The organism is Nocardia jinanensis, from assembly GCF_014645735.1.
Classification (GTDB): Bacteria; Actinomycetota; Actinomycetes; order Mycobacteriales; family Mycobacteriaceae; genus Nocardia; species Nocardia jinanensis.
On sequence record NZ_BMMH01000019.1, the window covers coordinates 18,603 to 40,772 of the forward strand.

A 22,170-nucleotide genomic window follows, 5' to 3' on the forward strand; every position below is an offset into this window, starting at 1 on the left:
TTAACCTCATTTCCAGTTATCAGTGATTAACTCATACGTCAGGATGACGCGATGACCCGCACCGCGAGCCCAGCGCCCGCCACCCGGTCCGGATCCGATAACCGGACCGCGAATCTCGCCCTGGCCGACCGGTTACGTCACCGGCTCGCCGAAACGGCGCTCGGCGGACCGGAGAAAGCCCGGCAGCGGCATATCGCCCGCGGCAAACTCCTACCGCGCGATCGGGTGGACCAGCTGCTCGATCCCGGCAGTCCGTTTCTGGAACTGTCCCCGCTGGCCGCCGACGGTATGTACGACGACGCGTGTCCGGGCGCGGGCATCATCACCGGTATCGGCCGGGTCTCCGGGCGTGAATGCGTGATCGTCGCCAACGACGCCACGGTCAAGGGCGGGACCTACTACCCGGTCACGGTGAAAAAGCATCTGCGCGCCCAGGAAGTGGCCCTGCACAACAACCTGCCGTGCGTATACCTGGTGGATTCCGGCGGCGCGTACCTGCCCGAACAGGACGAGGTGTTCCCCGACCGCGAACATTTCGGCCGCATCTTCTACAACCAGGCCACCATGAGCGCCCGTGGTATCGCCCAGATCGCCGCGGTCATGGGGTCGTGCACCGCGGGCGGCGCGTATGTACCGGCCATGAGCGACGAGGCGGTCATCGTGCGCGACCAGGGCACGATCTTTCTCGGCGGACCGCCCCTGGTGAAGGCGGCCACCGGTGAGGTGGTGACCGCCGAGGAGCTGGGCGGCGGCGCGCTGCATTCCCGCACTTCCGGGGTCACCGACCATCTGGCCGACGACGACCGTGACGCCCTGGCCACGGTGCGCCGGATCGTCGCCACCCTGGGTCCGCGTCCGGAACCGGCCTGGGAGGTGCGTCCCGCCCGTGAACCCGCCGCCCCCGTGGACGAGCTCTACGACATCGTCCCCGCTGATCTGCGCACGCCCTACGACGTACGCGAGGTGATCGCCCGCATCGTCGACGCCGACACCACCGGCGCCGCCGGATTCCACGAGTTCAAAGCCGAATACGGCACCACCCTGGTCACCGGTTTCGCGCATATCCACGGCCATCCGGTGGGCATCGTCGCCAACAATGGAGTGCTGTTCAGCGAATCCGCCATGAAGGGCGCGCATTTCATCGAACTCTGCGATAAGCGCGAGATCCCGCTGCTGTTCCTGCAGAACATCACCGGTTTCATGGTCGGACGCGATTACGAGGCCGGCGGTATCGCCAAACACGGGGCGAAGATGGTGACCGCCGTGGCATGCGCGCGGGTGCCCAAACTGACCGTAGTGATCGGCGGCTCCTACGGGGCCGGGAACTATTCGATGTGCGGCCGGGCCTACTCACCACGGTTCCTGTGGATGTGGCCGAATGCCCGGATCTCGGTGATGGGTGGCGAGCAGGCGGCGTCGGTACTGGCCACAGTGCGCGGTGATCAGCTCGACGGCAACGGCCGGCCGTGCAGCGTTGCCGATCAGGAGGCGTTCAAAGAACCCATCCGGCAACAGTACGAAGCCCAGGGCAACCCCTACTACTCGACCGCACGACTGTGGGACGACGGCGTCATCGACCCGGCCGATACCCGCACAGTGCTCGGACTGGCGCTCTCGGTGTGCGCGCAAGCACCGCTCGAGCCGGTCTCCTACGGCGTCTTCCGGATGTGATCACCATGCTGAACTCGAATCACCCCCTGCCCTTCGACACGGTGCTGGTGGCCAATCGTGGTGAGATCGCGGTACGGGTCATCCGGACGCTGCGGACCATGGGCCTGCGCTCGGTCGCGGTGTACAGCGACGCCGACGCGCACGCCGCGCACGTCCGAGCCGCGGATGTAGCTGTGCGGCTGGGTCCGGCACCCGCCCGGGACAGCTATCTGAACATCGACCGGATCGTCGACGCCGCGCGCCGCACCGGCGCCGGCGCGGTCCACCCCGGATACGGGTTCCTGTCCGAGAACGCCGCTTTCGCCGCCACCTTGGACGCGGCCGGAATCGTCTTCCTGGGCCCCCCGGCCGCGGCGATCGAGATCATGGGCGACAAGATCACCGCGAAGACCACGGTCGCCGCGTCCGGGGTCGCGGTCGTCCCGGGGATCGCCGAATCGGGGCTGACCGATGCCGCGCTCGTCGCGGCGGCCACCGATATCGGTTACCCGGTGCTGGTGAAACCGTCCGCGGGCGGCGGCGGTAAGGGGATGCGGCGGGTCGACGATCCCGCCGATCTGCCCGCGGCGCTGGTCAGCGCCAGACGAGAGGCGGCCGCGGCCTTCGGTGACGACACCCTGTTCCTGGAACGTTTCGTCGCCCGGCCCCGGCATATCGAAGTGCAGATCCTGGCCGATACCCACGGCACCGTGCTCCATCTCGGCGAACGCGAATGCAGTCTGCAACGGCGGCACCAGAAGGTGATCGAGGAAGCACCTTCACCGCTGCTGGACCCCGCTACGCGCGCCCGGATCGGTGCCGCCGCGTGTGCCACCGCGCGCAGCGTCGACTATGTGGGCGCGGGGACGGTGGAGTTCATCGTCTCCGCCGACCGGCCGGACGAGTTCTTCTTCATGGAGATGAACACCCGCCTGCAGGTGGAACATCCGGTCACCGAGATGGTCACCGGGTTCGATCTGGTGGAATGCCAGGTCCGGATCGCGGCGGGTCAGCGGATCCGGCTGGCGCAGGGCGATATCCGGCTGCACGGCCATGCCGTCGAGGCCCGGGTGTACGCCGAGGATCCGGCCCGCGATTTCCTGCCGACCGGCGGCACCGTCCTGGACCTCGCCGAACCCGGCGGTCCCGGGGTCCGGGTGGATTCCGGGCTCGCGGTGGGCACGGTGGTCGGTAGCGATTACGACCCGATGCTCGGGAAAGTCGTCGCGCACGGTCACGACCGCGATGCCGCGCTGGCCACCCTGGACCACGCGCTCGGCGATACGGTCCTGCTCGGGGTCCGGACCAATATCGACTTCCTGCGTTTCCTGCTGGCCGACCCGGATGTGGCGGCGGGCCGACTGGACACCGCGCTGCTGGACCGCCGGGCCGGTGATTTCCGGGCACCGCCGGTCGCCGACGATATCTTCGCGGCCGCAGCGGTCTACCGGTGGCTGCGGCGCTGGCCGGCGGCGCCGGCCGATCCGTGGGCATATCCGAACGGCTGGCGGGTCGGTACGCAGGCACCGATCCGGGTCCGGCTGACGGGCGGGGACCGCGTGGTGCACGTCCACCTCACCGGCACACCCGATGCCGCCGAAGTGCGGATCGAGGACGGCGAACCCGCCAGCGCGACAGCACGACTCGGCCCGGACGATACGTCCGCCGGGCTCCCGCCCGGGACCGTGGTCCACACCGTGACGCTCACTCTCGACGGTATCCGCCGCGAGTACCGCGTCGCGGAATCCACGGACGCGATCTGGGTCGCCGGAGCCTCCGGGGTGGCGCTGCTGCGCGAACTCGCCGAGGAATCCGTGCGCGCCGACGACGCCGCCGCGCACGACGCCGAGATCCGCAGTCCCATGCCGGGCACGGTGCTCACCGTGACCGCGGAATCCGGGAAGCCGGTGACCGCGGGAGAGCCGATCCTGGTGGTCGAGGCCATGAAGATGGAGCATTCGCTCACCGCGCCGCTGCCGGGCATCGTCGAGGTACTCGTCGCGGCGGGCGCTTCGGTGCGGTTGGACGAGGTGCTCGCGCGCGTGCATCCGGAACCGGCGGCCGGGACCGACCCGGAGCCCGCCGCCGAACCCGCCCTGCACTGATTCCGGTCCGAGAACAGGCGAAACCGTCCCCGAGAAACGAGATGAGGCACTGGTGACCGATTTCCTCTCCACCGGCACACTGCCCGAGCACTACCGCGACCTGGCTCTGACCGTCCGGGACTTCGCGAACCAGGTGGTCGCCCCCGTGGCGGCGAAACACGATGCCGAGCACAGTTTCCCGTACGAGGTGGTCGCGGGGATGGCGCGAATGGGCTTGTTCGGGCTGCCGTTCCCGGAGGAGTACGGCGGGATGGGCGGCGACTATTTCGCGCTCTGTCTGGCCCTCGAGGAACTCGGCAAGATCGACCAGAGCGTCGCCATCACCCTGGAGGCCGGGGTCTCGCTCGGCGCCATGCCGATCTACCGCTTCGGCGACGAGAAACAGAAGCAGGAGTGGCTCCCCCGGCTGGCGAGCGGACAGAACCTCGGCGCGTTCGGGCTCACCGAGGCGGGCGCCGGTAGCGACGCGGGCGGGACCCGCACCACCGCCGCCGAAGACGGGGACAGCTGGGTGATCAACGGCAACAAACAGTTCATCACCAACTCCGGCACCGATATCACCGCTCTGATCACGGTGACCGCGGTGACCGGGCAGGTCGGCGGCAAGAAGGAGATCTCCACCATCCTGGTCCCGGCCGACACCTCCGGATTCACCGCCGAGCCCGCCTACAACAAGGTCGGCTGGAACGCCTCGGACACCCACCCACTCACCTTCACCGACGTCCGGGTGCCGAAAGAGAACCTGCTCGGCGAACGCGGTCGCGGCTACGCCAACTTCCTGCGCATCCTCGACGAGGGCCGGATCGCCATCGCGGCGCTGTCCGTCGGCGCCGCCCAAGGTTGCGTGGACGAATGCGTCCGCTACGCCGGGGAGCGGGAGGCGTTCGGGAAGACGATCGGGAGCAACCAGGCGATCGCGTTCAAGATCGCCCGGATGGAGGCGCGCGCCCACACCGCCCGCACCGCCTACTACGACGCCGCCGCGCTCATGCTCTCCGGCAAACCCTTCAAGAAGCAGGCCTCCATCGCCAAACTGGTGGCCAGCGAAGCCGCCATGGACAACTCCCGCGACGCCACCCAGATCTTCGGCGGCTACGGCTTCATGAACGAGTACCCGGTGGCCCGGCACTACCGGGACAGCAAGATCCTCGAAATCGGCGAGGGCACCACGGAAGTACAACTCATGCTGATCGGACGGGAGCTCGGCCTGTGAGTGGCGAGAAGATCACCAAGGACGTCGACCACGACACCTCCGGCCTGAAACGGGTCGTGCAGACCGGGCTGTGGTTCGAGGAACTGGAGACCGGGGTGCTCTACGAGCACCGTCCCGGCCGGACCATGACCGAGACCGACAACGTCCTGTTCAGCACCCTGACCATGAACACCCAGGGTCTGCATATCGACAAGGCCTTCAGCGACGCTCAAGAGCCGTTCCACGAACGGCTGGTCAACTCGCTGTTCACCCTGGGCACCATGATCGGGCAGGCGGTCGCGCATCTGACCCAGGGCACCACGGTCGCCAACCTCGGCTTCGAGGAGGTGAAGTTCCCGGCGCCGCTGTTCCACGGCGACACCGTGTACACCGAGACCGTGGTGCTGGACAAACGGGAATCGAAGAGCCGGCCCGGTCAGGGCGTGGTCACCTTCCGTCACGTCGCCCGCAATCAACACGGCACAGTCGTCGGAGTGGCCGTCCGCAACGCGCTGATCAGGTTGCGCCCTACCGGGGAGCAGGCGTGAGGCTCACGATCGGCGAAAGCAGCGTCAGGAGGTACGACCGGTGACCGATCAGAACAGCGTGGATGCCACCTGGCAGTCCCCCGGCCCGGCGTGGCTGTTCTGCCCGGCCGACCGCCCGGAGCGCTACCGCAAAGCCGCCGATACCGCCGATGTGGTGATCCTCGACCTCGAGGACGGCGTGGCCCCGGCCGATAAACCCGCCGCCCGAACGGCCCTCGTGGAGACTCCGCTCGACCCCGCGACCACGGTGGTCCGGGTCAATGCGGCGGGCACCCCCGACCACGAACTGGACCTGGCGGCACTGCGCCGCACCGCCTACCGGCTGGTGATGCTGCCCAAGACCGAGTCGATCCACCAGGTGACCGGCTTGTCCGGATACCAGGTGTTCGCACTGATCGAATCACCGCTGGGCGCGCTGGAGATCCAGCAGATCGCTTCGGCCGCCAATACCCGCGGCGTGATGTGCGGAGTCGAGGACCTGGTCGCCGCGATGGGTGGTACCGGCACCCGCCGGGCCGACGGCAGCTATCGCGATGTGGCACTGCACCTGCGCAGCACCGGCCTGCTCGCCGCCAAAGCATACGGGCGGCTGGCCCTGGACATGGTGTATCTGAACATCCGCGATCTCGACGGACTGCGTATCGAGTCCGAGGACGCGGTGGCGGTGGGCTTCGAGATCAAGGTCGCCATCCATCCTTCGCAGATCCCGGTCATCCGGGCCGCGTACGCGCCGTCGCAGGACGAGATCGAGTGGGCCCGGGGGGTACTCGCCGCCGCACCGAACCATCGCGGTGTCTTCGCCTATGAGGGCCGCATGGTGGACGCGCCTCTGCTGCGCCACGCCGAGCAGATCTGCCTGCGCGCCCCGGGCGACGAACAGAGCACTCACTGAGATGACGCCGGCAGTATTCGATGGCATGCCGGAGCGGACTTCCGGTGCGCGCGCCCCGAGAAACTGTGAAACAGTTACATTCCAGCAGGACCCACCGGCACCCGACTCCGAATCGAAGTACCGGCCGAGCGCAGGACACCACGTTCGACCGATTCCCGGAGAACCGGCTCGCCGCCGTGGGTTTCATCGCACTGTTCGAGGGAACGTTCGAGACCACGAACAACCGAGGGGCGGGAGAACCGGATGCGACTGCCGGAGCGATCGTCGAACATGGGCGCATGATCTCGCGTCCTGCCCGGATAGCCCTTTCGGCAACAGGACAGCACTCACTCCCGCCACGAACGGCGCCGAACACAGCACAGGAAGGGTTACCCGGTGGAACCACAGTGGGTACCGAGCGAACGGGATATCGCCGACGCCCGGATCACCGATTTCGCCCGTTTCGTCGCCGCGCGGACCGGAGCCGAACTACCGGACTACCGCGCGCTGTGGCGCTGGTCGGTGGACAACCTGTCCGATTTCTGGCTGGCCGTCTGGGAGTACTTCGACCTCGGGCCCATCGCCGATGAGGTGCTGCCGTGCCCGGAGATGCCCCATACGCGCTGGTTCCCCGGTACGACTCTGAACTATGTGGATCGGGTGGCCGGTCAGGCACGAACCGACCGTCCGGCGGTACTACAGGTTACCGAGGGCACTACGGATGTCACCGAGACCTCGTGGGCGGATCTGCTGGCCGGGGCCGCCGCGTTCGCGCGCACGCTGCGCGATCTCGGGGTGCGCCCCGGCGACCGGGTGATCGGCTATCTGCCGAATATCACCGAGACCGTGGTGGCTTTCCTCGGCACGGCCGCGATCGGAGCGGTCTGGAGCGCATGTGGCCAGGACTATTCGGCGAAGGCCGCACTGGACCGGCTGGGCCAGCTGCGACCGGTGGTTCTGGTTACCGCCGACGGTTATCGCTACGGCGGGAAAACACACGACAAGAGTGCGGATATCGCCACCTTGCGTGAGGGATTGGACAGTCTGCGCGCGACCGTCGTGGTCGAGCGGCTGGGCGTCGAGATCCCCGGTAGCACCCCGTGGGCGGCGGCAGCGGATCCGGCCGGAGCTCCGGGCCTGGAAACCGAGCCGGTGGATTTCGCGCATCCGCTGTGGATCGTCTTCTCCTCCGGTACGACCGGTCTGCCCAAGGGGATCGTGCACGGCCACGGCGGTGTGGTCCTGGAACATCTCAAAGCCGTGGCGCTGCAATCCGATATCGGTCCGGCCGATACGTTCCTCTGGTACACCAGTCCGAGCTGGATGATGTGGAACTTCCAGATCGCCGGTCTGCTCGCCGGTGCGACCATCGTCTGCTACGACGGCAGTCCCGCTCACCCTCGGCCGGACAGCCTCTGGGAAATCGCCGCCCGCACCCGCACCACCGTCCTGGGCACCAGCCCGGGCTATGTTCTGGGCTGCATGAAGGCAGGGTCGGTACCCGTCGCCGAGCACGACCTCTCGGCACTGCGGCTGATCGGTATCACCGGTTCCTCGCTGCCGCCGGCGTCGGCGCTGTGGTTGCACGAGAACGCCGGGGGTGTGCCGGTGTCGTCGATCAGTGGCGGTACGGATGTGGTGTCGGCGTTCGCCGGTGGCGTACGCACGGTCCCGGTATGGCCGGGTGAGCTCTCGGCGCCGTATCTGGGCGTCGCGCTCGATGCCTTCGACGAGGTGGGACAACCGATCCGCGGCGAGGTCGGCGAGCTGGTGGTGACGGCGCCGATGCCGTCCATGCCGGTGCAGTTCTGGCGCGATCCGGACGGCAACCGCTACCACGACGCCTATTTCGACACCTACCCCGGTATCTGGCGGCACGGCGACTGGATCACCCTCACCGGCCGGGGCAGTGTGGTGGTCCACGGCCGTTCCGATTCCACCCTGAACCGGCACGGGATCCGGATGGGCAGCGCCGATATCTACCAGGCGGTCGAGCGCCTGCCGGAGATCGCCGAGGCCCTGGTGATCGGCGCCGAACAACCCGGCGGCGGCTATTGGATGCCGCTGTTCGTGGTGTTGGCCCCGGGCGCCGAGCTCACCGACGGACTATGCGACCGGATCAACGAGGTCATCCGCACCGAGGTCTCGCCGCGCCATGTCCCCGACGAGATCCTGGCCGCACCCGCGATTCCGCACACCCGCACGGGTAAGAAACTCGAGGTCCCGATCAAACGCCTGTTCCAGGGTGCCGATCCGGCGCGGGTGGTGGAGCGCAGCGCTGTCGATGATCCCGATCTGCTCGACTGGTTCACCGGTATCCGCCCGCCCGGCAACCGCTGACCCCCGCCGCGGAAGGCGCCGACGGTACGACCGACTGACCACCACTGCACGCTCCCGGGACGGCAGAGATCGTTTCGCCGACACGCGGGCCTGATCCCGGTGAGCTCGTGTCGTATTCCACAACTGGGCCGGTGGGACGCCGCCGGACTAGCCTGGTCGGCAACCGTTGTCCATGCGCATTCGCTACCGTCACCAGTACGCACCCAGTCGCTCGGCTCGGAGAGGACAGGCGCTATGAAGGCACTGCAATACGTGACCGCCGGGGCGGAACCGGAGGTCCGCGAGATTCCCACCCCCGAACCCGGCCCCGGGGAGGTCCTGCTCCGGGTGACCGCGGCGGGGGTCTGCCATTCCGACGATTTCGTCATGAACAACCCACCCGAACAGTTCGGCATCGAGCTTCCCCTGACCCTCGGACACGAGGGCGCCGGACAGGTCGCGGCCGTCGGGGACGGGGTGCGCGGGATCGATATCGGCACGAATGTCGTCGTCTACGGGCCCTGGGGCTGCGGAAACTGCTGGTTCTGCGCGCAGGGTCTGGAGAACTACTGTTCCCGGGCCGCCGAGCTGGGCATCATGCCGCCCGGGCTCGGCTCGCCGGGCGCCATCGCCGAGTACCTGATCGTCGATTCGCCCCGCCATCTGGTACCCATCGGCGATCTGGACCCGGTGGCCACCGTGCCGCTCACCGACGCGGGCCTGACGCCCTATCACGCGATCAAACGATCGTTGGGCAAACTGCGGCCGGGCTCCTGGACGGTGGTGATCGGCAGCGGCGGTCTCGGCCATGTCGCCATCCAGTTGCTACGGCATCTGTCCGCTACCCGTGTCATCGCATTGGACGTGAACGACGAGAAACTCGATTTCGCCCGCTCGGTCGGCGCGCACGAGGCGGTGCTCTCCGACGAGAAGGCCGCCGGCAAGGTCCGCAAGATCACCGGCCCGGCCGGGGCGAGCCTGGTGCTGGATTTCGTCGGTTTCCAGCCGACCATCGATACCGCCATGGCGGTGGCCGGTATCGACTCCGATGTGACCATCGTCGGGATCGGTGACGGCAGATCGGCCGCGCGGGTCGGGTTCGGGGTGAGCCCCTACGAGGCGGCCGCGACCTCGCCGTACTGGGGCGCGCGCGCCGAGCTGATCGAACTCGTGGACCTCGCCCACGAGGGGGTCCTCGATATCGCCACCGAGCGTTTCAGCCTGGACGCGGCGCCCGAGGCGTATCGCCGGCTGGCCGCCGGAACTCTGCGCGGCCGCGCGGTCATCGTCCCGTAGCGCGGGCGAACACAACCGACGAAGCACCACCTCGCGGTAGACATCCGCCGCGAGGTCTGCGCGTGATCGACGGGTGGTTCGGACAGTTCCCGCCCTGTCGCGCACCTGCCGGTAGGTTCGTGTGGTGAATGCGCACGCGACCGGGCTCGACATGGTCGATATCCCGCCGGGACAGGTGACGCTGTCCGATCGGCGGACCCAGCGCAGTTGGTCGGTGGAAGTCGGGCCGTACCAGCTGGCGGCCGTTCCGGTCACCCGATGGCAGTACGCAGAGGTCTCGGGCTGCCCGACGGACGGGGCTCGGAGCGATCGGCTGCCCGCCGACAGCGTCTCCTGGGACGAGGCGATTCGTTTCTGCAATGCCCTGTCCGAACGAAGCGGTATGACTCCGATGTACCGGATCGGCGACGACGGCGCGGTCGATCGGGTCGCGGCGGCCGACGGATATCGACTGCCGACCGAGGCGGAGTGGGAGTACGCGTGCCGCGCGGGCACGACCGGACCGCGCTACGGCCGGCTCGACGATATCGCCTGGTACCGGGAGAATTCCGACGGCCGACTGCCCGAAGTCGGCACCAAGCAACCCAATGCGTGGGGGCTCGCCGATATGCTCGGCACCGTCTGGGAATGGTGCTGGGACCTCTACGATCCGGATGTCTACGGCAGCTACCGGGTGCTTCGGGGCGGTGGCTGGTTCGACGCACACTGGAGTTGCCGCGCCTCGGTGCGCCGCCGCAGTCACCCCACGGTCCGGCTCGACGATATCGGATTCCGAATCGCGCGGTCGGCACCGTGCTGATCGCCCGACCGGCCGGGCCCATGGCGCCGTCGCGATGGCGCCCTTCCCACCCAGCGGGAGCGGTGTAGGTCACGGCCCGGTGACCGGGAGGAACGGCACCGCCGGAAATCGGTGGGACCTGGCGTCGCCCGTATGGATACGGTATTCGCCGGTGGCGCGCGATGAAGCGCCTACAGGACCGGGTAGCGGTGGTGACCGGGGCGGCCGGTGGGATGGGCCGCGCCCATTGCCGCCGGCTGGCCGAGGAGGGCGCCGATATCATCGCGCGCGGCGGCGGGTCGGTGATCCTGACCAGTTCATATGGCGGCAGTACGCGTCGAGTACGTGCAGCGTGTCGTCGATCTCGGAGCGGAAGACCACCAGGGTCGTACCGAAGGCCTTCACCTCGTGCGGCTGCCCGTCCCGGAACGATCTCGCCAGGCCCAGGCAGTGCCAGCCGCGCGCGAACCGGGTCGGGGCCGCCGCCGCCTCGATCTGCCTGTATTCGTCTGTACCGTGCTGGGATCGCCCGTTCGGTGCATGAGCCGGCATCGGAACCTCCATGTTCCAGCGGAGTTGAGTAACTGCGCCGATAGTGACCCGGCGCACGCGGTGGACCCGGCTCCGTTCCCCGTCAGTGGACAGGTTTCGGCATACGCTCAGGCCCGGCCCTGCCTGCGGCGGAGGCAGCGGGCACCGCGGTCGGCCGGCGTCGGATCGCCCCGCTGCGGATGCTCAGGGGAGCGTGGGAGTGGCCCCCGGGACGGACACGCTCAGACCCGCCCGCCGACGCGAGCTCCGGCCGTAGCTCGACCGGGCCGGCGATCGTGGGCGGGTAGCGGCCGCGAACTCAGAAGCAGATCGACGCGATTCCGAACGGGATGCAGATCACGACCGACCCGGTGACCGGGGTGACCGGTTCCGTCGCGGCCGAGGCGGCGGGGGCCGCGACGACGCTCAAGGACAAGGCGATCGCGCTCGCGCTCGCGGCTAAGAGTTTGGTGATTCTGGCCGACATTTCCCGACCTCCGGTTGATGGACGTTTGCTTTCCTGACGCACGCCTAAGTTTTCGCCGGTCAGGAAGTCGAAACCAGACAAGTAATTGTCAATTTCGGGGTTCTGTCGTCACGGAACGGTTGCCGCCGCTCCGAGTCGGGTTGCATTCCGGTCGCGGCCGGGCCGGCGAATGTCGGTGCTGAGACGGCGGCCGCCACCGCGCGGCTCCGGCGACCATCGTGCGCGTCGGTGAACTCCGCGGCCACAGTTCCGTGATCCCCGAGAACGCGGTCTGCGCTACGTCGGTCGTGGACCCGGCGCGCAGTGGCTGGCGGAATGGATCCGGCGGCGCGTCGCGCAGACACCACATCGGGGAGCGCGCGTATCCGTCCGGTTCCCGGGCCCCGTTCCGGCGACGAGCCGGAAACGGCGCGCTGTGCGCTCGCCGCCGAAAACTGCCCCTGAGCGGGGTGCGAGGCGTTGTCGCTGGTTACCCGACGTTAGGATTGCGGAATGAGCGTCGACAATCGCCGGGTCCGGTCGTCCGCGCCGTCGGTGCGCGCGGACGGTCGCGCGGATCCGGCTGACGACGCCGCCGGGGAGCAGGAGAGCGCCGCGGCGGCCAGGCCCGTGCGCCGCCGGCCCAAGAACCGGCGGGCGCAGATCGCCGCAGCCGCGGCCAATGCGTTCGGTGCGCTCGGATACCACAGCGTGAGCATGGAGGATATCGCCGGCGGGCTCGGTATCAGCTCCGCCGCACTGTACCGGCACTACCCCAGCAAGTACGCGCTGTTCCAGGAGGAGTCCCTGCGCGTGGGCCAGGCCATGGCCGACGCGGTACGACTCGATCCCGAGGCCACCGCGGCCGAACCCGAGCAGCGACTGCGCGGCGTGCTGGAGGGGCTGTGCGCGGTCACGGTGGCCAATCGGGCCAGTGTCGCGCTGGTGCGATGGGAGGGCCGCTATCTGGAACCGGCGGATCGGGAGATCCGGGACGCGCAGCAGAACGCGGTACTGGCCGCGCTGGGTACCCAGCTCGCCGCCTATCGGCCCGATGTACGCGGGCAGGATCGCCAGGTACTGGTAGTGGCACTGCTGTCGGTGATCACCAGTATCGCCGACCATCATGCGACGCTGCCCACGAAAGCCCTTGTGGGACTGCTCGTCACCACTGCGATGGACCTCGCCGAAGTCTCGCTCCCCGAACCCGCCGCCGTCGCACCCGCTCGGCCGGTGGAGATTCCGGAGTCGTTCAAGCACGAACTACTGCTACGCAAGGGCGTGGAACTCTTCCACGCCCGCGGCTATCCGAATGTGAGTGTGGAGGATATCGCCACCGCGGCAGGCCTGTCCGCCGCCTCGGCGGTGTACCGGTTCTACCGCGGTAAGAGCGATCTACTGGCCGCGGCCTTCCGGCGCGCCGCCGAACGGGTGTCCAGCGCGATCGGTCCCGCTGTCGCGGGGGCGTCCGGACCGCGCGAGGCACTGGATTCACTGATCCATCAGTACGTCGAGGGTTCGTTCGCCGAACGCGAGCTCACCTTCGTCTACTACACCGAATTCCAGCACGTTCCCGCCGAGGAACGCGCCGCCCTGCGCAATGTGCAGCGGCTGAGCGTGGAGGAATGGGCGCGACTGGTCCGCCAGGTCCGCCCGGAACTGTCCGGTCCACAGACGCGCTTCCTCGTCCACGCGGCTTTCGCCCTGGTCGTCGACCTGGGTCGCGCGTTCGGCACTGTCGCGACCGCCTCGCAGGAGCGGGTCTCCCTGCTCATGCGCACAGTTCTGTACGGACACTCCATCAGCTGACGCCCGGGCGAACGGCCATCCGAGTCCGGCGGCCGTTTCCGGTCAAGGCGCCGGGCTGGGGGCCAGGGGCGTGATCATCTGATCGACCAGCCAGTTGCCGTCGATCTTCTGCATCCGCATCACCATGCTCAGTTGCCCCGGCGCGGGCTGTCCCCGGGTGCCGAGGCTGCTGATGGTCTGCCCGATCACCACCACGGTCTCCGCCGAAGTCTCGTCCGCCGATTTCACCGCGCATTGGATATCGCCGGCAGCGGAGACCACCTGCCCCGCGACGAGGGCCTCACGGAGTTCGGCGGTGGTGGTCTCGAATTCCCGCTTCCAGTCGCCGGTGGCGCCCGCTGTCACAGCGGAGAAGTACGGGTCCAGGTTCTTCGCGTCGTAATTGGCGAGCACCGGAGCGTAGCGGCAGGCTGCCTGTCGCGCTTCCTCGTATGCGGCCAGTGTCGCGGACTTGTCGCGCTCCTGCACGAAGAGATAGCCGGCGACTCCTACCGCGCCGAGCAGCAGAACCGCTGCCGCGACGAGAGCGGCGATCAGTGGCCGGGCGGGCCGGGACGTGCTGCGCGGCCCTTCCGATCCGGCGCGGGCCGGGTCGCCGCCCGGCTTCACCGACCGGACCACGTCACCGTCTGGTCGATCACCGCCCGGCTTCACCGACTCGGTGGGCCCGCTGTCCCGAGCCGCCGAAGACGATTCGGCTGCCGCGGATTTCGATTCGCCGGCAACAGCTTCGGAATCCGCCGCGGCTATTTTCTCGTCCGCCGCCCCCGCCGCCGGATTCACCGTCTCCTCGGCTTCCCCGGTACCGGCTTCCACTGACTTGTCGTCACTCATCGTCGTCTACTCCTCAACGGCCCGGAATCGGGCGGGACAGTTCGTCACCGCTGACACCGGGCGGCGGTCCGACGGTGTTGTCGGGCACGTTCGGGCGGGGTGCGTTGGCGGAACCGCGCACCTGCAACGCTGGATCGTCGGTGACACAGTAGTTGTACAAACGGACCCGGGTATCGGCCGTTCGCTCGGTCGGGACCAGCGGAATCGTGTTGTATTCGCAGGTGGGCCGCGGCCAGATATCCACCAGGGTGTTGAACATCCCGTCGTGTACCGGCACGTTCAGCGCCGCCGTCCCCGCCCGCAGCGCCGGGAACAGCGCCGCGATCGCCGGTTGCCGCAGTTTCGCGGCCCGGGTGATGGCCACGAAGTTGGTCACCAGGTTCGTGATCGGATCCTGGGTCTCGTCGACGAAACCGCCGAGGGTGGCCAACTGTCCCGGCGCCAGGTCCAGCAGTCGGCGCACTTCCTGGTCGGCAGCGGTGAGCTGCTGGAACAGCACGCCCGCGGAACCGGTCAGGGTCCCCAGGTCGGGTTGGGCGTACTGGGTCGTGTCGGCGATTACGGTGAGATTCTCGATGAGCTGCCGTGTCTGCGGCAGCAGATCCTCGAGACCGGCCATCGCCCGGCTGATGCCGGAGATCATATTGCGCAGCCGGTCCGGCCCGCCGGCCAGCGCCTTGTCCAGTTCGTCCACGATCACGGTCAGCCGTTCCGGATTGAGCCCGCTGATCATCGCGCTCATATTCGACAGCAGCGAATGCACGGTGACCGGTATCCGGGTGCGCTGCGGCGCGACCCGATCACCGTCGCGCAGGTAGGGGCCGGTATCCGCGTCGGGCCGGAAGTCCAGGTACTGTTCGCCGACCGCCGACAACCGCCCGACCACCACGGTGCCGCCCACCGGGATCGGGATCCCGGAATCGATCTCGGCGACCGCCTCGATACCGGTTTCCGATACCCGGACATCGGCGACGCGGCCCACCCGGGTACCACGGAAGTCGACATCGTTATCGGCGAGCAACCCACCGGACCCGGACAGTTCCACAGTGACCCGGTAAGTGCTGTTCGGTAGCAGGTTGATGCGCAGTACCTCGGTCCCCAGATAGCCGCAGCCCACCAGCAGAACCACGATCAGGCCGATATTCGCGACGCCGATCCGGTGCCGGACCAGCCAGTTCCAGAGCGGAATGTTCATCGCGGGCCTTCCTGTGGCGCCGGGCCGGGCTGTGGCGGGCCGGTCAGCCGGCCCTGGATCTTCTGCAACACCTGCGCGAGGCTGCCGATGAAGGCCGGCACATCCGAACCATCGGGCAGCCGACTGCGCGAGGGATCGGTCAGCGCGCCGACACTCAGGTAGGAGACCCGCGCGGCGACGGCCAGTGTGGGACCTTCGAAAGACTGTGCCAAGGACGGATACAGCGCGTGCAGACCGTCCAGGGTCTGCCGCAGGTTGTCGCCCATTGCCGTGAAACCGCCCATGAGCCGCCGGATACTGTCGAAAAGGCTGATGAATTCCGGGCTGGTGGTATCACTGAAATCGCCCAGCGCCGACATGGTCACCGAGATCTTCTGGATCAACCCGGTGATATCCCGGTTGTTCTCCGCCACCAGCCCCAGCAGATCGGGGAAAGCGTCCGCTGCCCGGCCGAGTTCCTGTTTGCGGGCAGCGAGTTCTCCGGTGAGCACGTTCACCCCGTGCAGGACACTGTCGATATCGGCGGTCCGCGTGTTCAGCGCGCTCAGCACCTGGGTCATCTCGGTGATCAGATGCCCCAATTGCGGTGCCCGCCCGGCGAACATCGAATCCATTTCCGCGGTGATCCGCGCCGCCTGATTCAAACCACCACCGTTGAGCAGCAGCGATACCGATACCATGAGTTCTTCCACGGAAGCGCCGGCGCCGGTGAGGTCGGTATCGATCACATCACCGTCGGCGAGGATCACCGCGTCCGGATCCTCCCGGGGGAGGGTCATGGCGATGAAGATATCGCCGAGGGGTGTGCCCTGCCGCAATTCGGCGGTGGTGCCCCGCGGCAACCGGATGTCCTCGCGGATGAGCAGATCCACGTCGGCGACGAAATCGGTGGTGGAGATATCGGTGACCACCCCGATATCTGTGCCGCCGATCTTCACGTGGGCCCGGTCGGGCAGATTGAGCGCATCCTCGAACCGGGCGCGCACGGTGTAACCCGGTCCGCCGATACCCGGTTCCGGCATCGGCACACTCTGCACCGTCAGCGCACCGCACCCCGGTACGGCGAGTACCGCCGCCACCAGCACGACCAGCGCTCTCCGGTACACCCGGTTCCTGTCCCTCATCGCATCATTCCCAGCAGCGCGGCGGTGATCCCGAAATCCGGTCCGAAGTCCTGGACGCGGCCGGTACGGCACCCGTCGGAGCGCATCTGGACGCGTTCGCAGAAGGTGGACAGCACCTCGTTGTCCAGCAGCGCCTTGTCCAGTAGTGCGTGCACCCGGAATGCCCGGTGTTCGTGGCTCACGCCGTTGGCGAGGTTCTCGAAGAACAGCGGACCCACATCCACCAGTTCGGTGAGGCCACGGGCATTGGCCCGCATCTGCGCGGTGATGGTGACGAAGCGCTGTAGCGCTCCGGACAGCTGGTCCCGGTTCTCGCCGACCAGCGTCGAGGTGGTGTTCACGAAATCGTCGAGTTGTACGAGCACCGCCTGCAACCCCGGGGACTGGTCCCCCATCAGCTGCACCAGCTCGGTGAGCCGGGCACTGAAATCGCGGACGGTCCGGTCGTTCTGGGCGACGACCTGCGTGATCTCGTTCAGCTCGACGATGGTGTCGGCGATCTGGTCCTTGTTGGCGAAGGTCACCTCGAATGCCGCGGATAGATTGTCGAGGGTTTCGCGCAACCGGTCGCCGTTGCCCTCGAGCAGCGGGAACAGTACCCGGCTGGCCAGCGGGCCGGCCTCGTTGTCACCTTTGAGCGCGGCACCGAGCTGGTCGAAGTTCTCCAGGATCCGGTCCAGTTCCACCGGGACCCGGGTGCGTTCCAGCGGAATATGCGCCCCGTCGAGAAGTTTCGGGCCGTTACCGCGGTAAGCGGGGGCCAGTTCCACATGCCGGTTGGTGATCAGCTGCGGCGAGATCAGCGCGGCCATGGCGTCGGCCGGCACATCGACGTTCTTGTCCAGTGCCATGGTGACCTCGACGTAGCTGCCACGCGGCGTGACGGTCTCGACCCGGCCGACCGGCACCCCGAGCACCGCCACCTCGTTACCGGCGTACAGACCGGCCACGTTCTCGAAGTCGGCGCTGATCCGGACGTGTTCGCCCAGATACTGTTCCGGTAGCCCGGCGATACTGTCCGGCAGGACCGAACAGCCCGCCGCGCACAGGCCGGCGATACCGGCGGCGAGCACGCGCGCGAGTGTGCGTAGGTTCATTTGCCACACCCCTGTACGACCTGCGCGAAGCACAGCCAGTTGTCCGGTAGGAACCAGGGCGCCCACACATCGGCGTAAGGCCCGTTGCCGATCACATTGTTGAACTGCCGCAGCGAGACCGGCAGGATCTCGTAGAGCCGGTCCAGGTTGTCCCGGTTCTTCTCCAGCCCCTGGGTCATCGTGTTCAGGTTCTGGATCAGCGGGCCGAGCTGGCCGTTGTTCTCCAGACCCATATCCCGCAGCAGACCCGACAGCGCGGCGACATTGTCCAGCAACCGGCGCAGTAGGTCCTGGCGCAGCGCGACCGCGTTGCCGATCGCCTCACCGCGGGTGAGCAGCATCAGCACACTGTTCTGATTGTCGGCGACCAGCTGCGAGACCTGATCCATACTCCGCAGCAGGGTGTCCACCTCGTCGCGCCGGGCATTGATCACCTTCGCCAGCGCACCGATCGAATCCAGTGCCGTCACGGCGAGCTCGGGTGAACCACCCATCTGCTGAGAGAAGACGTCCAGTGCCTCCCGCAACTTGTCCGGGTCGATCCGCTCGATCCGCTCGAACGACGAGGTGTACTTCGGGTCCTGGATGACCTTGGCCAAGTTGTACGGAACCGAGGTGTTGGCCAGCGGAATCCGGTCGGCTCCCGATTCCTGGCCCGAACCGGGTACCAGTTCGATGTGCATACGGCCGAGGATGGTCGACATCTCGATCGCCGCGCGCGCGTCGGCCGCAAGCCGGATATCGCGGCTGATCTTCATCACCACCTCGACCTTGTCCCCGGCCAGCCGCACCGAGCGCACCTCGCCGACCTCGATACCCGAGACGTCCACCGTCGCGCCCGGACGCATACCCGCCGCCTGCGCGAACTCCGCGGTCACGGTTTTGTCGCCGAGCCGCAGCTGCGAGAACACATTCGATCCGACGAGCAGCGCGGCCACCGCGGCGGCGGCGAGCAGTCCCTGCCACAGAAACCGGTTCTTCGTGAAAGCCGGACGACGCAACCGGGCCATCAGCGGCACACCTCCGATTGCGAATCGCCACCTATCCGGGAGAACAGGCCCGGCGGCAACAGCACGCCCCACAGCGAGACATCCAGGTTGCAGATATAGGCGTTGCCGTAGGCGCCGTATCCGGTGAACCGGGCCAGGCCGTTGAGCACGTTCGGCAGTTCGACCGCCACCTGGTCCAGTGCGGTGCCGTTGCGCAGCAGTAGTTCCACGGCGGTGGTGGCCTGGTCCTGGGCCGCGACCACATCGGGTTTGACGGAGCTGATCAGGGCGGTCAGTGAATCGGTGGAACGCGCCACCTGATCCACCGAACTCTTCAGCGTCTCGCCCTCGGCGTACAGCGCGTCCATCAATCCTCTGGTCTGGGTGATCAGTGTTTCCAACTCCTGGCTTCGATTGGCCAGCCCGGCGACCACACTGCTCAGGTTGGTGATCACCGCGCCCAGGATCTCGTCGCGCTGACCGAAGGTGTTCGCCAATTCGGCCGCCTGGGTGATGAGGGCGCTCAGCGAGACACCGTCGCCCTGGAGAGCCTGGATGAGGGTGTCCGACAGTGAATTGATCTGGTCCGGCTGGAGTACGCTGAACAGCGGTTCGAAACCGGACAGCAGCGCCGAGACGTCGAACGACGGTTCGGTGCGCTCCACCGGGATATGTGACCCCGGCGGTACCTCGGTGCCTTTCTCCTCACCCGGCAACAGCGCGATATAGCGCTGGCCGATCAGGTTCTGATACCGCACCAGCGCTTTCGAGGTGTCGGTGAGCCGCTGCCGTTGCTCTATCCGCAGTACCAGCCGGGCCTTGTAGTCCGATTCGAACTCGATCGAATCGACCCGGCCGACCCGTACCCCGGCCATGCGCACATCGTCGCCGACCCGCACGCCCATCACATCGGTGAAGGTGGCCGAATAGGTTTCGGTCTCCCCGGGCACCGACCGTTGCAGGGTGGACCAGATGGTGAAAGTCAGCACGATCGCGACTACGGCGAAGATACTGAATCCGGCGATTGTCCGCGCCAGGCGCATCAGGCCTCCCCGTCGGAGTAGATATCGATCGTGCCGCCCGCCAGGATCGGTGTGAGCAGGAGCAATTCGGCGGTGGTGGGTTGTCTGCCGAGGAGCGCGGCGACGGCGGCGTGGCCGCGCAGCTGCGCGATCGGCCCAGCGGCGGGCGCCGCCTGCCCGGGCACTGCCGGCTGCCCCGCGGGCGCCGGAGCTGCGGGGAACAGTGGCGTGGTGATCCCCGGGATGGCCGGCAGGCCGGGAAGCGCGGGCAGCCCCGGAAGCAGCGGAATCGCGGGAGTCTGCGCCGGTGCGGGTAGCCCCGGCACCGGCAGCGGCGGTTTCGGTCCCGCGCCCTCGACCCAGCCGGGCAGCAGCGTCGGCGGATACTCCTGCGGTGGCGCGACCTGCGGCACCGAGGGACCATCGCAGCGCGGTCCGGCCATCTCGCCGTAGCGGGGACAGTCCTTCGCCGTGTACTGCTGGAACGGTGTGAACGATACGTCCAGACTCCAGCGCATCTGCCCCTGCGCACCCCAGCCGAACGCTCCCGACAGTTTCGCGAGGGCCGCGTTCAGGTTGGCCACCGCTGTCGGAATCGCCTCCGGGTCCTGCGCCAGCGATCCGAAGAGACCGTCCAGCCCCGGTACCAATTCCTTGGCCGCGTCGGGATTCCGGGCGAACAGGGCGTTCACCGAGTCCACCGCCCCACTGGCGTTGGCGAGCATGGTGATCAGGTTCTCGCGGCGTTCGGTGAGCGTGCGGGCGGTGGTCACCGATTCCGACAGCACACCCACGAGTTCGGGCGCCGACCGGCTCAGCGCGGTGGTCGCCCGCCCCAGATCGCCGAGCAGATCACCCACACCCTCGATATGCCGGACCTCGGTCACCCATTTGTCCAGCCGCTCGATTGTGGATCCGGGGGCCCGGGCGCCGGGGTCCAGTGCCTCGGAGAAGGTCGCCAGCACCCGGCCGAGTTTCTCCGGCTGAATATTTTCCAGTACATCGCGCAGTACGGTCAGCGTCGTCTGCAACTGCACCGTCCCGGCGCTGGTGTCCTCGGCGATCTCCGCGCCCGCGGCCAACCGGCCGGGTGCGGAGCCGTTGTCCACCAGCTCGATACCGGTGACGCCGAACAGGTTGTTCGGCACGATCCGTGCGGTGACATTGTCGGGGATCGTCGGTGCGATACGGGAATCCAGATCGATCCGGACCTGCTGCCGCTTACCGGCAGCCACCACGTCCACCGCGGTCACCGCACCGACCACCATGCCGCGGAACTTCACATCCGCACGCTCCGGAAGTCCGTCACCGGTGCTGGTGAGTACCGCGTTCACCGGCACCCGATCCTCGAAACGACCGGAGTACCGCAGCCCGAGCAGGCCCAGCAGCACCGCCACCAGGGTGATCATCGCCAGACCGGCCGCCGACATATGCCACGGCCGCGGGCCCCGGCCGCTGTGATCTGTGAACATCGCCGCATCACCCCGAAATCCGGAAGCCGGGGTCGATACCCCATATCGCCAAGGTCAGGAACAGGTTCGCGAACACCATCACGACGATCACCATCTTGATCGCCTGCCCGGCCGCCACACCCACGCCCTCCGGCCCGCCGGTGGCGAAGAATCCGTAGTAACACTGGATGAAGGTGGCCAACAGGACGAACACCACGACCTTGAGCAGGGAGAAGAAGAGATCCGGTCCGATGAGGAACTGGAAGAAGTAGTGGTCGTAGGTGCCCGCCGAAGTACCGCCCAGCAGCAGCACCGACAGTTTCGTGGCGAGATAGGCGACCGCCAGCCCGACGCTGTACAGCGGGATGATGGTGACGGTGGACGCGATCATCCGGGTGCTCACCAGATACGGCAGCGGCCGGATCGCGAGGGATTCCAGCGCGTCGATCTCCTCGGCGATCCGCATGGATCCCAGTTGCGCGGTGAATCGGCAGCCAGCCTGGATCGCGAACGCGAGGGTGGCAAGAATCGGCGCTAACTCTCGCGTGGTCGCGAACCCGGATATGGCACCGGTGAGCGGGCCCATGGTCAGCAGGTTCAGCGCGCTGAAGGCCTCCATCCCCACGGTGATCCCGCCGAAACCGCACAGGATGATCACCACGCCGACCGTGCCACCGCCCACGATGAGCGAACCGTTGCCCCATCCGACGTCGGCGGTCAGCCGCAGCACTTCCTTGCGATAGTGCTCGAGCACGAACGGGATCGCGATGAGCGCCTGGACGAAGATGATCCCCTGGTGACCGAGACGGCGGTTGGCGTCCATCGGCACGGCCGCCGCCGCGGCCACCATCCGGACCGGTTTGAGCGCCGGAGGCGTGTATCGCGTGCCCACC

General features: G+C 67.7%; 18 protein-coding genes and 2 pseudogenes. 11 read left to right on the forward strand and 9 right to left on the reverse strand.

Annotated elements, in window-relative coordinates; translation table 11 throughout:
• The first annotated feature begins 51 nt into the window (after positions 1-51).
• The 9 genes and pseudogenes from IEY68_RS29065 to IEY68_RS36495 all read left to right on the forward strand — a co-directional run.
• On the forward strand, positions 52-1,671 hold the full coding sequence (locus IEY68_RS29065) for a carboxyl transferase domain-containing protein (protein WP_058856542.1): 1,620 nt from the start codon (positions 52-54) through the stop codon (positions 1,669-1,671).
• A 5-nt stretch (positions 1,672-1,676) separates the two neighbouring features.
• Entirely contained in the window at positions 1,677-3,755 is a 2,079-nt protein-coding gene (locus IEY68_RS29070; RefSeq protein WP_063000347.1) for an acetyl/propionyl/methylcrotonyl-CoA carboxylase subunit alpha, read from the forward strand.
• A 52-nt stretch (positions 3,756-3,807) separates the two neighbouring features.
• Positions 3,808-4,968 (forward strand): acyl-CoA dehydrogenase family protein, encoded by a 1,161-nt coding sequence (locus IEY68_RS29075; protein ID WP_058856543.1) that lies wholly within the window; start codon positions 3,808-3,810, stop codon positions 4,966-4,968.
• Positions 4,965-5,495, forward strand: a complete 531-nt coding sequence (locus tag IEY68_RS29080) for a MaoC family dehydratase (protein WP_229719101.1) — start codon at positions 4,965-4,967, stop codon at positions 5,493-5,495. The genes IEY68_RS29075 and IEY68_RS29080 overlap by 4 nt, the downstream gene beginning before the upstream one ends.
• Positions 5,496-5,535: 40 nt before the next feature.
• Complete coding sequence (locus IEY68_RS29085; protein ID WP_229719102.1) at positions 5,536-6,387, forward strand: HpcH/HpaI aldolase/citrate lyase family protein; 852 nt, start codon at positions 5,536-5,538, stop codon at positions 6,385-6,387.
• 375 nt (positions 6,388-6,762) lie between these two features.
• Positions 6,763-8,706 (forward strand): acetoacetate--CoA ligase, encoded by a 1,944-nt coding sequence (locus IEY68_RS29090; protein WP_058856545.1) that lies wholly within the window; start codon positions 6,763-6,765, stop codon positions 8,704-8,706.
• 234 nt (positions 8,707-8,940) lie between these two features.
• Positions 8,941-9,981, forward strand: a complete 1,041-nt coding sequence (locus IEY68_RS29095; RefSeq protein WP_058856546.1) for an NAD(P)-dependent alcohol dehydrogenase — start codon at positions 8,941-8,943, stop codon at positions 9,979-9,981.
• Between the two features lie 151 nt (positions 9,982-10,132).
• Positions 10,133-10,780, forward strand: a complete 648-nt coding sequence (locus IEY68_RS29100; RefSeq protein WP_082681603.1) for a formylglycine-generating enzyme family protein — start codon at positions 10,133-10,135, stop codon at positions 10,778-10,780.
• Between the two features lie 161 nt (positions 10,781-10,941).
• Positions 10,942-11,046, forward strand: a pseudogene (locus IEY68_RS36495) (SDR family NAD(P)-dependent oxidoreductase); the annotation flags it as partial.
• 31 nt (positions 11,047-11,077) lie between these two features.
• On the opposite strand, the pseudogene IEY68_RS29105 reads toward IEY68_RS36495, so the two are convergent.
• Positions 11,078-11,323, reverse strand: a pseudogene (locus IEY68_RS29105) (Rieske 2Fe-2S domain-containing protein); the annotation flags it as partial.
• A 317-nt stretch (positions 11,324-11,640) separates the two neighbouring features.
• Here IEY68_RS29105 and IEY68_RS29110 point away from each other — a divergent pair.
• Together IEY68_RS29110 and IEY68_RS29115 are read left to right on the forward strand one after the other, a co-directional pair.
• Positions 11,641-11,814, forward strand: a complete 174-nt coding sequence (locus tag IEY68_RS29110; RefSeq protein ID WP_156426367.1) for a hypothetical protein — start codon at positions 11,641-11,643, stop codon at positions 11,812-11,814.
• A gap of 455 nt (positions 11,815-12,269) precedes the next feature.
• Entirely contained in the window at positions 12,270-13,565 is a 1,296-nt protein-coding gene (locus tag IEY68_RS29115) for a TetR/AcrR family transcriptional regulator (protein WP_058856548.1), read from the forward strand.
• A 42-nt stretch (positions 13,566-13,607) separates the two neighbouring features.
• Here the strand turns inward: IEY68_RS29115 and IEY68_RS29120 are convergent, their stop codons facing one another.
• From IEY68_RS29120 to IEY68_RS29155, 8 genes are read right to left on the reverse strand one after another with little or no spacing between them, the layout of a single operon-like run.
• Entirely contained in the window at positions 13,608-14,399 is a 792-nt protein-coding gene (locus tag IEY68_RS29120; RefSeq protein WP_058856549.1) for a hypothetical protein, read from the reverse strand.
• 13 nt (positions 14,400-14,412) lie between these two features.
• The gene (locus IEY68_RS29125; protein ID WP_058856550.1) at positions 14,413-15,594 is read right to left on the reverse strand and encodes an MCE family protein; all 1,182 of its coding nucleotides are present in this window, start codon (positions 15,592-15,594) and stop codon (positions 14,413-14,415) included.
• Positions 15,591-16,718 carry an MCE family protein gene (locus IEY68_RS29130; RefSeq protein WP_058856551.1) on the reverse strand — a complete coding sequence of 376 codons (1,128 nt, stop codon included), beginning with the start codon at positions 16,716-16,718 and terminating at the stop codon, positions 15,591-15,593. Before IEY68_RS29130 ends, IEY68_RS29125 begins: the two co-directional genes overlap by 4 nt.
• Complete coding sequence (locus IEY68_RS29135) at positions 16,715-17,815, reverse strand: MCE family protein (protein WP_058856552.1); 1,101 nt, start codon at positions 17,813-17,815, stop codon at positions 16,715-16,717. The genes IEY68_RS29130 and IEY68_RS29135 overlap by 4 nt, the downstream gene beginning before the upstream one ends.
• Positions 17,812-18,825: an MCE family protein gene (locus IEY68_RS29140; RefSeq protein WP_058856560.1), complete on the reverse strand. Its 1,014-nt coding sequence runs from the start codon at positions 18,823-18,825 to the stop codon at positions 17,812-17,814. The genes IEY68_RS29135 and IEY68_RS29140 overlap by 4 nt, the downstream gene beginning before the upstream one ends.
• Complete coding sequence (locus tag IEY68_RS29145; RefSeq protein ID WP_058856553.1) at positions 18,825-19,847, reverse strand: MCE family protein; 1,023 nt, start codon at positions 19,845-19,847, stop codon at positions 18,825-18,827. The genes IEY68_RS29140 and IEY68_RS29145 overlap by 1 nt, the downstream gene beginning before the upstream one ends.
• Positions 19,847-21,298 (reverse strand): MlaD family protein, encoded by a 1,452-nt coding sequence (locus tag IEY68_RS29150; protein WP_063000321.1) that lies wholly within the window; start codon positions 21,296-21,298, stop codon positions 19,847-19,849. Before IEY68_RS29150 ends, IEY68_RS29145 begins: the two co-directional genes overlap by 1 nt.
• A gap of 7 nt (positions 21,299-21,305) precedes the next feature.
• Entirely contained in the window at positions 21,306-22,169 is an 864-nt protein-coding gene (locus IEY68_RS29155; RefSeq protein ID WP_063000319.1) for an ABC transporter permease, read from the reverse strand.
• Position 22,170 lies beyond the last annotated feature (1 nt).